This is a genomic window from Pseudomonas agronomica (assembly GCF_025917275.1).
Lineage (GTDB): Bacteria > Pseudomonadota > Gammaproteobacteria > Pseudomonadales > Pseudomonadaceae > Aquipseudomonas > Aquipseudomonas agronomica.
The window spans coordinates 1-11608 of record NZ_JAOSHO010000136.1; the positions used below are offsets into that span (position 1 = coordinate 1).

Annotated in this window: 10 protein-coding genes; 3 read left to right on the forward strand and 7 right to left on the reverse strand. The window is 61.0% G+C overall.

The features are described from left to right. Positions 1–195 precede the first annotated feature (195 nt). Entirely contained in the window at positions 196–546 is a 351-nt protein-coding gene (locus OC610_RS12380) for a DUF6124 family protein (protein WP_264428017.1), read from the forward strand. Positions 547–619: 73 nt separating this feature from the next. Here the strand turns inward: OC610_RS12380 and adeC are convergent, their stop codons facing one another. From adeC to OC610_RS12395, 3 genes are read right to left on the reverse strand one after another with little or no spacing between them, the layout of a single operon-like run. Continuing rightward, positions 620–2077 carry an AdeC/AdeK/OprM family multidrug efflux complex outer membrane factor gene (adeC, locus tag OC610_RS12385; RefSeq protein WP_264428018.1) on the reverse strand — a complete coding sequence of 486 codons (1458 nt, stop codon included), beginning with the start codon at positions 2075–2077 and terminating at the stop codon, positions 620–622. Further along, a complete protein-coding gene (gene emhB, locus OC610_RS12390) occupies positions 2074–5238 on the reverse strand; it encodes an efflux RND transporter permease subunit EmhB (RefSeq protein WP_264428019.1) in 3165 nt (1054 codons plus the stop codon). Before emhB ends, adeC begins: the two co-directional genes overlap by 4 nt. A gap of 3 nt (positions 5239–5241) precedes the next feature. Further along, positions 5242–6399 (reverse strand): efflux RND transporter periplasmic adaptor subunit, encoded by a 1158-nt coding sequence (locus OC610_RS12395; RefSeq protein ID WP_264428020.1) that lies wholly within the window; start codon positions 6397–6399, stop codon positions 5242–5244. 263 nt (positions 6400–6662) lie between these two features. On the opposite strand from OC610_RS12395, the gene OC610_RS12400 reads away from it, so the two are divergent. Further along, positions 6663–7295 carry a TetR family transcriptional regulator gene (locus OC610_RS12400; protein WP_264428026.1) on the forward strand — a complete coding sequence of 211 codons (633 nt, stop codon included), beginning with the start codon at positions 6663–6665 and terminating at the stop codon, positions 7293–7295. A gap of 205 nt (positions 7296–7500) precedes the next feature. Here OC610_RS12400 and OC610_RS12405 read toward each other — a convergent pair whose 3' ends face one another. The 4 genes from OC610_RS12405 to OC610_RS12420 form a co-directional block, all read right to left on the reverse strand. Beyond that, positions 7501–8007 (reverse strand): hypothetical protein, encoded by a 507-nt coding sequence (locus OC610_RS12405; protein WP_264428021.1) that lies wholly within the window; start codon positions 8005–8007, stop codon positions 7501–7503. 287 nt (positions 8008–8294) lie between these two features. Beyond that, complete coding sequence (locus tag OC610_RS12410) at positions 8295–9344, reverse strand: alkene reductase (RefSeq protein WP_264428022.1); 1050 nt, start codon at positions 9342–9344, stop codon at positions 8295–8297. Between the two features lie 34 nt (positions 9345–9378). Continuing rightward, positions 9379–10545, reverse strand: coding sequence for an MFS transporter (locus OC610_RS12415; protein ID WP_264428023.1), 1167 nt, complete (start codon positions 10543–10545; stop codon positions 9379–9381). Positions 10546–10562: 17 nt separating this feature from the next. After that, a complete protein-coding gene (locus OC610_RS12420; RefSeq protein ID WP_264428024.1) occupies positions 10563–10865 on the reverse strand; it encodes an ArsR/SmtB family transcription factor in 303 nt (100 codons plus the stop codon). Positions 10866–11021: 156 nt separating this feature from the next. On the opposite strand from OC610_RS12420, the gene OC610_RS12425 reads away from it, so the two are divergent. Further along, positions 11022–11606 (forward strand): acyl carrier protein phosphodiesterase, encoded by a 585-nt coding sequence (locus OC610_RS12425; protein ID WP_264428025.1) that lies wholly within the window; start codon positions 11022–11024, stop codon positions 11604–11606. The last annotated feature ends 2 nt before the right edge of the window (positions 11607–11608 follow it).

Here is an 11608-nt window from a genome sequence, read left to right on the forward strand (position 1 = left end):
CACAAGGTTTGTGGCCGGTCTGACAGACGCGACGACTTTTCCGACGAGGTTTTAAGGTTGCTGCTCGGAAGCGGTATCTCTAGCTTGTTCATGTCGCTGCCAACTCAGCGACCGGGACTGCAAGCCCGCCGAATTTGTTAGGCGCCAGCGCCCGGACCCAATGTCTGGGGCTGCACTTGATGCAGGAGCGCCGTCATGAAAAAACATCATCCTTCTTCGCCATCAGAGAGCACCTTCCCCTACAACGACCCCGATCCACAAAAACTCCAGGAAGCCGCAGACCGAGCCCTCGATTACCATCTGGGCACCCACCCTGATCCAAAACCCAAAACCTCAAATCAAGTGTTCACCGTCATCGATACCCTCGACACCGAGTGTCTATTGGCAAATCTCAGCGAAACCCAGGCCTCGGCCAATGCCATGCTCAACGACCTGGCGTTCGATCTGGAAGGCTCGCGGCGGCATGTCGCGCTCGGCGTGGCGCAGATGATTGACTTGAGTGAGTTATTGGCCAATCGAGCACTGGATATCGTCGACCCGCGTTAACCCAGTCGTTGTAAAAGCAGGCCCCAACAAAAAGCCCACCTTTCGGTGGGCTTCGTGTTTTCAGCGCATCAAATCAGAACAACTTCGTCTCCGGCGCTTTCTCCGCCACCGGTTCGTTCTTGCCCGTCTCGGCATTCCAGCCACCGCCCAGGGCCTTGTACAGATTGACCTCGCTGGTCAGTTGCGCAAGGCGGTCGGTGATCAGCGATTGTTGTGCACTGAACAACTGGCGCTGGGCGTCGAGGAAGGTCAGGTTGCTGTCGACACCGATGCGGTAGCGACGCTCGGCCAGGCGGTAGTAATCCTGGTTGGCGGCGACGAAGTCGGTCTGGGCCTGCAACTGCTCGTTGTAGGTCTGGCGCGCGGCCAGGCCGTCGGAGACTTCCTGGAACGCCGTCTGAATCGACTTCTCGTACTGCGCGACGTTGATATCTTTCTGGACCTTGGCGTAGTCCAGGCTCGCCCGCAGGCTGCCGGCGTTGAAGATCGGCAGGTTGATCTGCGGCGCGAAAGTCCAGGTGCCCGAACCGCCCTTGAACAGGCCGGACAGGTCCGGGCTCAGGGTGCCGGCGTTGGCCGTCAGGCTGATGCTCGGGAAGAACGCGGCCCGCGCGGCGCCGATGTTGGCGTTGGCGGCGAGCAGGTTGCGTTCGGCCTGGAGAATGTCCGGACGACGTTGCAGCAGGTCCGATGGCAAGCCGGCCGGCACTTCGCTGAGCAGGTCATCGCTCAGTGGTTGGGTGTGCAGGTTCGCCGGCAGGCCAGTGCCCAGGAGCAAGGTCAGGCTGTTTTCGTCCTGGGCCACCTGGCGGGTGTAGCGGGCCAGTTGCACGCGGGCGTTTTCCACCGCCGTACGCGCCTGGCTCAGGTCCAGGGCCGAGGCCACGCCGACTTCGGCGCTGCGCGAGGTCAGTTTCAGGCTCTGCTCGTAGGTGCCCAGGGTTTCCTGGGTCAGCTTGAGCAGTTCCTTGTCGGCCTGCCAGGTCAGGTAGGCGTTGGCGACGTTGGCCACCAGGCTGATCTGCGTGCTGCGGCGGGCTTCTTCGGTGGCGAAGTAGCTTTGCAGCGCTTGCTCGCTCAGGCTGCGGACGCGACCGAACAGGTCCAGCTCGTAGGCGCTGATCCCCAGTGTTGCCGAGTAGGAACTGCTGATCGCCGCTTCGCCGGTTTGCGAAGCCCGTGCCGGTACCCGCTGGCGGCTGCCGGAGCCGGTGGCCGAGACTGCCGGGAACAGGTCCGCCCGCTGGATACGGTATTGCGCGGCGTAGGCGTCGATGTTCAACGCGGCGACGCGCAGGTCGCGGTTGTTCTCCAGGGCGACCTGTATCAGCTGTTGCAGCGCCGGGTCATGGAAAAATTGCTTCCAGCCCTGCTCGGCGGCGGCCTGGCCGGGCGCATTGGCCGGCTCGTAGGCCGGGCCTTGCGGGTACTGCGCGGCGACCGGTGCTTCGGGCCGCTGGTAATCGGGGATCAGCGAGCAACCGCTGAGCACGACGGCGGCGATGGTCAGGGAAAGTAGCGACTTGCTCATTGGCCAGCCTCTTTAGAAGTTTCAGGAGTGTTGTCCTGGTCGATATTTTTCCGACGACCGATGGACGACACCGTCACGAAGAACAAGGGCACCCAGAAGATTGCCAGGATCGTCGCGGTGAGCATACCGCCAATCACGCCGGTACCGATGGCGTGCTGGCTGCCCGAGCCGGCGCCGGTGGAAATTGCCAGAGGAACCACGCCGAGGACGAACGCCAGGGACGTCATGATGATCGGCCGCAGACGCATCCTACAGGCTTCGATGGCGGCCTCCACCAACGTGCGGCCCTGTTCATGGAGTTCCTTGGCGAACTCGACGATCAGGATGGCGTTCTTCGCCGCCAGGCCGATGGTCGTCAGCAAGCCCACCTGGAAGTACACGTCGTTGGACAGGCCGCGCAGGCTGGTCGCCATCAGGGCCCCGATGATCCCCAGGGGCACCACCAGCATGACCGCGATCGGAATCGACCAGCTTTCATACAGCGCTGCCAGGCACAGGAATACCATCAGCAACGACAACGCGTACAGCGCTGGCGCCTGGGAACCCGACAGGCGTTCCTCGTACGACAGGCCTGTCCAGGAAATGCCGACGCCGGCCGGCAGTTTCTTGGCGATGGCTTCGACTTCGGCCATGGCTTCACCGGTGGAATAGCCCGGGGCCGGGGCGCCGAGGATTTCCATCGCTTCGACGCCGTTGTAGCGTGCCAGCTTCGGCGAGCCGTAGACCCACTCACCCTTGGCGAACGCGGTGAACGGCACCATGGTCCCGGCGCTGTTGCGCACGTACCACTTCTTCAGGTCTTCGGGGCTCATGCGAGCGCCCGGCTGACCCTGCACGTACACTTTTTTCACCCGACCACGGTCGATGAAGTCGTTCACATAGCTACTGCCCAGGGCAATCGACAAGGTATTGTTGATGTCCGACAAGGTGATGCCCAGCGCGCTGGCCTTCTCGTCGTCGATTTCGAGCTGGTATTGCGGCTCGTCGTTCAGGCCGTTCGGACGTACCTGGGAGAGGATCTTGCTTTGCGAGGCCATCCCCAGGAACTGGTTGCGGGCTTCCATCAGCTTGTCGTGGCCAATGCCGGCGCGGTCTTGCAGGAACACGTCGAAACCGGTGGCGTTACCCAGTTCCAGTACGGCCGGCGGGGCGAAGGCGAACACCATTGCGTCGCGGAAGGTGAAGAAGTGCTGCTGGGCACGGGCGGCGAGCTTGAACACGCTGTTGTCGGCGTTACGCTCCTCCCACGGCCTGAGCATGATGAAGGCCATGCCGGAGCTCTGGCCACGACCGGCGAAGTTGAAACCGGTCACGGTGAACACCGAGGCCACGGCATCGCCTTCGCCGCCGTCCTTGCTTGGACGCAGCAGGAACTCGCGCATCTTGTCCACCACCACCTGGGTGCGCTCGGCGCTGGAGCCGGCCGGTGTCTGCACCTGGGCAAACAGCACGCCCTGGTCTTCTTCCGGCAGGAATGCCGTCGGGATGCGGGTGAACAGCCAGACCATGCCAACCACGATGAGCACATAGGCCAGCAGGTACGGAGCCTTGCGCTTGAGCATGTTGCCCACGCCACGTTCGTAGCTGCGAACGCCACGGTCGAAATTGCGGTTGAACCAGCCGAAGAAGCCACGTTTCGGCGTGCCGTGCTCCCCCTTGGGGATCGGCTTGAGCATGGTGGCGCACAGCGCCGGGGTGAAGATCAGAGCGACCAGCACCGACAGGGCCATGGCCGAGACGATGGTGATGGAGAACTGCTTGTAGATCACGCCGGTGGAACCGCTGAAGAACGCCATCGGCAACAGCACCGCCGACAGCACCAGCGCAATACCCACCAACGCACCCTGGATCTGGCCCATGGATTTCTTGGTGGCTTCCTTGGGCGACAGGCCTTCTTCGCTCATCACCCGTTCGACGTTTTCCACCACGACGATGGCGTCGTCCACCAGCAAGCCGATGGCCAGCACCATGCCGAACATGGTCAGGGTGTTGATGCTGAAGCCGGCCGCCGCAAGGATGCCGAAGGTACCCAGCAACACCACCGGCACCGTCATCGTGGTGATGATGGTGGCGCGGAAGTTCTGCAGGAACAGGAACATCACCAGGAACACCAGCGCGACCGCTTCGACCAGGGTTTCAACCACACCCTTGATCGACTCGCTCACCACCGGCGTGGTGTCGTACGGGAACACCACTTCCACGCCTTGCGGGAAGAACGGCTTGAGATCGTCGATGGTCTTGCGCAGGGCCTTGGCCGTGTCGAGGGCGTTGGCGCCGTTGGCCAATTTTACCGCCAGGCCCGACGCCGGGGCGCCGTTGAATTGAGCGCTGATGCTGTAGTTCTCGCCGCCCAGGCCGACATCGGCGACGTCGCCGACGCGCACTTGCGAGCCGTCCGGATTGACCTTGAGCAGGATCGCCTTGAACTGCTCGGCGGTCTGCAGGCGGGTCTTGCCGATGATGGTGGCGTTCAGTTGCTGGCCGGGCAGGGCAGGCAGGCCGCCGAGTTGACCGGACGAGACCTGGACGTTCTGCGCGGCGATGGCGTTTTTCACGTCCACCGGGGTCAGGTTGAAATTGTTCAACTTGGCCGGGTCGAGCCAGATGCGCATGGCGTACTGGGCACCGAAGACCTGGAAGTCACCGACACCGGCGGTACGGGAGATCGGATCCTGCAGGTTGGACACGATGTAGTTGGCCAAGTCGTCCTTGGTCATGCTGCCATCGCGCGACACCACGCCGATCACCATGAGGAAGTTCTTCACCGCCTTGGTCACGCGGATGCCCTGTTGCTGCACTTCTTGCGGCAGCAGCGGGGTGGCCAGGTTCAGCTTGTTCTGGACCTGGACCTGAGCGGTGTCGGAGCTGGTGCCCTGCTCGAAAGTCGCGGTGATGGTCATGCTGCCGTCGGAGTTACTTTCCGATGACACATAACGCAAGTGGTCGATACCGTTGAGCTGTTGCTCGATGACCTGCACGACGGTGTCCTGCACGGTTTGCGCGGACGCACCCGGGTAGGTCACCTGGATCGCAATGGCCGGTGGCGCGATGCTCGGGTACTGGTTGATTGGCAATTTGAGGATCGACAGGGCGCCGACCAGCATGATCACCAGGGCGATTACCCAGGCAAAGATCGGACGGTCGATAAAGAATTTCGACATGGTTTACTCCCCTTTGCCGCCGGCGGCTTTGTCAGCTGCCTGGGCGGGGGCCGGGTTCTTGGCACCAACGTTGGTGGCTTCGGTGGCCTTGACTTCCACACCTGGTCGGACGTATTGCAACCCTTCGGTGATCAGGCGATCGCCGGCCTTCAGGCCATCTTCGATCAGCCACTGGCTGCCTACGGTACGGCTGGCCTTGAGCTGGCGCAGTTCGACCTTGTTATCGGCACCCACGACCATGGCGGTCGGCATGCCCTTGAGGTCGCGGGTCACGCCTTGCTGTGGTGCAAGGATCGCCGCGCTGTTCACACCGGCCTGCAATTGTGCGTGGACAAACATGCCCGGCAGCAAGGTGTGGTCGGGGTTGGGGAACACGGCGCGCAAGGTCACGGAGCCGGTGGTCTGATCAACCGAGACTTCGGAAAATTCCAGTTTGCCTTCGTGCGGATACTGGCTGCCGTCTTCCAGGGTCAGCTTGACCATCGCCGCGTTGTCGCCAGCCTTTTGCAGGCGGCCGCTTTCCAGCTCGCGGCGCAGCTGCAGCAGCTCGACCGAGCTCTGCGTCACGTCAACGTAGATCGGGTCCAGTTGCTGGATGGTCGCCAGGGCATCGGTCTGGCCATTGCTCACCAGCGCACCTTCGGTCACTGATGAACGACCGATACGACCGGAAATCGGCGCATAGACCTTGGTGTAGCGCACGTTGATCTGCGCGGTCTGCAGGTTGGCTTCCGACTCCAGGCGATTGGCCACGGCGGTGTCGTATTCCTGGCGGCTCACGGCCTGTTCGTTGACCAGTTGCTGGTAGCGGTCGGCAATCGACTTGGTGGAGCGCAGGTTGGCTTCCGCACTCTTGAGGGTTGCCTCATAGACGGCCGGATCGATCTGGTAGAGCTGCTGGCCGGCCTTGACGTCGGCGCCTTCCTTGAACAAGCGCTTGAGAATGATGCCGTTGACCTGCGGGCGCACTTCCGCGACACGGAACGCACTGGTGCGGCCCGGCAATTCGGAAACCAGGGTAAACGGCTGGGTCTTGAGGGTTACGACGCCGACCTGAGGAGGTGGAGGTGCTGGGGCAGCCTCTTCCTTTTTGCATCCGCTGAGCAGCGATGCCAGGGCGATGGCAGTGACCAGAGCGGTAACAGCTGGCTTGAATTGCATGGAAATCCTCGGGTCCAGGCGCGCAACAGGCGCTCGAAAGTGGAAAGGTAAAAAAGAGCAAGATAAGCAATTAGTAGGATGCTAAGAAATATACTTACGTACACGGTTGTTTGTAAACAGCAAAATTGCGTACCATCCGTATTTACAAAAGCCTTACAAAGGCCGATGCGAATCGGGGACGCATTTCGATGGGCACTGCCTCATGGATTGTCATGCTGAACCTTACGCATCGCTTGCGCATCCTGATTGAGGTGTTTACTGCCATGGTCCGTCGTACCAAAGAGGAGGCTCTGGAGACTCGCAGCCAGATACTCGAAGCGGCCGAAAAAGCGTTCTTCGAGCGAGGCGTGGCGCGTACCACGCTGGCTGACATCGCGACGCTCGCCGGTGTGACGCGGGGCGCCATCTACTGGCATTTCAGCAACAAGGCGGACCTGCTCCAGGCCATGCTCGATACGTTGCATGAACCGCTCGATGAACTGGCCCGCGCCAGTGAGAGCGAAGAGGAGGTCGATCCCCTGGGATGCATACGCAAACTGCTGGTGCGGTTGTTCCAGCAGGTGGCCCTGGACCCGAAAACCCGACGCATCAACGAAATTCTTTTCCATAAATGCGAGTTCACCGATGAAATGTGTGACCTGCGCCAGCAGCGGCGGCAGGTCAGCCTCGACTGTAATGTGCGTATTGCGCTGTCGCTGCGCAATGCGATGAAACGCGGCCAGTTGCCGGATGAACTGGATCCCGAAAGGGCGGCGGTGGCCATTCATGCCTACATTGACGGCATCCTCTACCAGTGGCTCCTGGCTCCCGACAGTTTCGCACTGGCGGGTGAAGCGGAGCGCTGGGTGGACACCGGGCTGGACATGCTGCACTTGAGCCCTAGCCTGCGCAAATGAAACAAAATGCGTAATTGAGTCGGTTTGTGTCAATAGTCGATCCCAACGTACCCCGCTGGGCTTGATCCCTGCGGGGTACTTTATATAGCCGCGGCGGCGTTTTTGACAGGCGGCGAGGCGGCTATTTTGTAGGGAAATTGTTGCCTGTTGGTTAAATCGCGTCTCGGTCAGGTGTTCTCCCTGGCATGCATGCGGGTTAGCCTGATCAGGTCGGGTTGTTTTCGTCGATGGTCAGCTTAATGGTGTAGTTGAACGGCACTTCAGGCATTTTCTGCGATATGACCGCGTTGCAACTGTAGTTGTTATTGCCGGCGCTGTTAACTGCTTTGCTCCAGTGAGGGGCATAGCTGGGCTCCGACCAGCCGGGAATAATCGGAACTTCGAGTCGAGTGGCAAGTTGGCAAATGTGGCCGTTGACTTCATAGGTCAGATCGAATTGGACAGGCGAGACTTTTCTTAATGTCGGTTGCCAGCCGGACGTCGGATAAGTGTATGTCCGCTGAAAAGGTATGTTGATATTGCGCAGGTTGTGTGGCGATACGTCGTAACCCGAAGTAGGGTAATCGGGTGGAAGAACCGAAAGATATTTCAATCTCAAGGTGTTCGAAGTGTTGTTCGTAACCTGGACAAGTACGGCAGTATCGGCCAAGGCGCTGGTAATGAATACGGGCGCCAGTGCGGCAGCCAGGGTGAAGCGTTTGAAGTCATTCATGTGGGCTCTTCCATGAGTGCAGTTGCCGATGCAGTTGGATCTGCATTGGCTATTTAATGTTTAAGTGCTTTGTTGGTGGGCAGTGAAATAAGTGGGTGTGTCACTGTCTCAGCGGTTTTATTATTAGCTGGTTTCAGGTGGTCGATCCAGAGTGTCGGTTGTTTGGGTTGTTTTATGATGTGTCTTAACTTTGTTGCTGAGGGCGGTTGTAGTGGGGAGCTTTTCCAGACATGAAAAAGCCTCGGCATTTTCGATGCCGAGGCTTTTTCATGTAGAGCCGTGTGTACTTACATGACAGGGTAGTCGATATAGCCTACCGGGCCTTTTCCATAGAACGTTTCCGGATGCGGCTCGTTCAATGGCGCGTCGGCTTTCAAGCGTGCCGGCAGGTCCGGGTTGGCAATGAACGGCACGCCAAACGCCACGGCGTCAGCCTTGCCTTCTGCCAGCCAGGCATTGGCACTGTCCTTGGTGAAGCGTTCGTTGGCAATGTAAGGGCCGCCGAAGGCTTGCTTGAGTTGCGGGCCGATGCTGTCATCACCTTCTTTCTCGCGGGAGCAGATAAACGCGATGCCACGCTTGCCCAGCTCGCTAGCCACGTAGCTGAAGGTTTCCAGGCGGTTCTCGTCGCCCATGTCGTGGGAGTCGGCGCGCGGTGCGAGGTGCACGCCAACCCGGCCGGCGCCCCAGACTTCGATGGCGGCATCGGTCACTTCGAGCAGCAGCCGCGCGCGGTTTTCCAGAGATCCACCGTAGTTGTCGGTGCGCTGGTTGGTGCTGCTTTGCAGGAACTGGTCGAGCAGGTAACCGTTGGCGCCGTGGATTTCCACGCCATCGAAACCGGCAGCCTTGGCGTTTTCCGCACCGACGCGGTAGGCATCGACGATGTCGGCGATTTCAGCGGTTTCCAGTGCGCGCGGCGTCGGATAGTCGGCCAGCGGACGCACCAGGCTCACGTGGCCCTTGGGCTGGATGGCGCTCGGCGCCACTGGAAGCTCGCCATCCAGGTAGGAAGGATGGGAGATTCGGCCCACGTGCCAGAGCTGCAGGAAGATCTTGCCGCCAGCGCCATGGATCGCCTTGGTCACGTTGGCCCAACCGCGTACCTGATCGTTGGACCAGATGCCCGGCGTATCAGGGTAGCCCACGCCCATCGGCGTCACCGACGTGGCTTCGCTGAGGATCAGGCCGGCGGAGGCGCGTTGCACGTAGTACTCGGCCATCAAGGCGTTGGGTACGCGGCCCGCGTCAGCACGGCAGCGAGTGAGCGGGGCCATGATGATGCGGTTCTTCAGCTCGATGTCGCCGAGTTTGATGGGGTCGAAAATTGTCGCCATGAAGTACAACCTCGCAAAAGTGAAGGATTAAAAGTCAGTGAGTGGCAGGTGCCAGGTCGGCATGGCCGCCCTGGCGGAAAGTGATGAGGGTGACCAGCAGCGCCAGCACGGCCAGCGCGCCCGCCGCCAGGGGTACGGAAGTCAGGCCCAGGCCATGGTCGATGACGCTGCCGCCGACCCAGGCGCCCAGGGCGTTGCCGATGTTGAAGGCGCCGATGTTCAGGGTGGACACCAGGTTGGGTGCGTCTTTGCCGAAGGTCACCACGTTGACCTGCAGTGCCGGCACCGCGGCGAAACAGGCGGTAGCCCAGAGGAACAGCGTGATCTCGGTCGGGATCAGCGCAACGCTGGTCCAGCTCAAGACGGTGGACACCACCGCCATGGTCAGGAATACGCCCATCAGCGTGTTCGCCAGGCTCTTGTCCGCCAGCTTGCCGCCGATGATGTTGCCCAGGGTCAGGCCCAGGCCGATCAGCACCAGGGTCCAGGTCACGCCACGGGGCGATACGCCGGTCACTTCACCCAGCAGCGGGGCGACGTAGGTGAACAGGGTGAACACCGAGGCGGAGAACAGCGCGGTCATGCTCAACGACAGCCACAGGCCCGCTCCCTTGAGCGCCACCAGCTCCGAACGCATGTCGAGTTTTTCTTCGTCGCGCTTGGCCGGCAGGAAACGGATCAGGCCGATCAGGGCGACTACGCCGATGATCGTTACCGCCCAGAAGGTCGAACGCCAGCCGGCTTGCTGGCCCAGCGCGGTGCCCAGCGGTACGCCAAGCACGTTGGCCAGGGTCAGGCCGGTGAACATCAGAGCCACGGCCGAGGCACGCTTGTTAGGCGCTACGAGGCCGGCCGCCACCACCGAACCGATGCCGAAGAACGCACCGTGGCACAGGGCGGTGACGACTCGTGCAAACATCAGCACGTCGTAGTCGCTGGCGACGGCGCAGAGCAGGTTGCCAATGATGAAGATCCCCATCAGCGCCACCAGCGCGGCCTTGCGCGGCAGCCGCGCGGTGGCCAGGGCCATGAACGGCGCACCGATGGCCACGCCCAGGGCGTAGCCGGTGACCAGCCAGCCGGCGCCGGGAATCGACACGCCGAGGTCCGCCGCCACGTCGGGCAACAAGCCCATGATGACGAATTCCGTCGTGCCGATGGCGAAGGCGCTCAGCGCCAGGATGAAGAGGGAAAGGGGCATGTCGAATCCTTGTCAGGTCAGAGCTCTTGGCTCATTTGCTGGAGGAACTGCTGGATCAATTCCTCGTTACGTTTGAAGAAGTGCCACTGACCAACCTTCTGGCTGGTGATCAACCCGGCCCGTTGCAGCACCGCCAGATGCGCGGAGACCGTGGATTGCGACAGGCCGCAACGCTGGTCGATCTGGCCGGCACAGATGCCGAATTCATGGTTGTGCAACTGCTCGGGAAACTGGACCGTGGGGTCCTTGAGCCAGTTGAGGATGTCTCGCCGTACTGGGTGCGCCAGGGCTTTTATTATTTCGTCGAGGTCGAGGGTCATGGTGGCAGGCTCGGGGTGAGTAAAACGCTATATCGCGATGAGGCGAACCTTAAATCGTTATTTCGCGATATACCAATATGTATTTGATCTGAACTCCGAACAAATCGCTATATCGGGTTATAACGATATGGGCGCGGTGGTGCTAAGCTGCCCGCCATGAACTACCTCGCGCACCTGCACCTCGGCGGCCCTGGCCGGGAACAACTGCTCGGCAGCCTCTATGGCGATTTCGTCAAAGGGCCGCTGCAAGGGCAATTCGAACCGCAGATCGAAGCGGCGATCGCCCTGCATCGACGCATCGACATGTACACCGATCGTCATCCGTTGGTGGATATCGCCTTGTCGCGCTTTTCCACGGTGCGACGGCGTTATGCCGGGATCGTGCTCGATGTGTTTTTCGACCATTGCCTGGCCCGGGATTGGACGCTGTACGGTGAGGGGCCGCTGATGGACTTCACCTCCCGGGTCTACCAGGTCCTCGCCGCCGAACCGCAACTGCCGGGACGCCTGGCGCATATCGCACCGTTCATGGCGGCGGATGACTGGCTGGGGTCCTATCAGGAATTCGAGGTGATCGGGCAGGTGCTGCGCGGCATTTCCCGGCGCTTGTCACGGCCGGAGGAACTGGCGGGGGCGATGACGGAACTGGTCAAGCTCTATGAGCCGTTGAGCGAGGATTTTCGGTTGTTCTATCCGCAGCTTCAGGATTTCGCGCGGAATCAGGCCTCACCGCAGGACTAAAT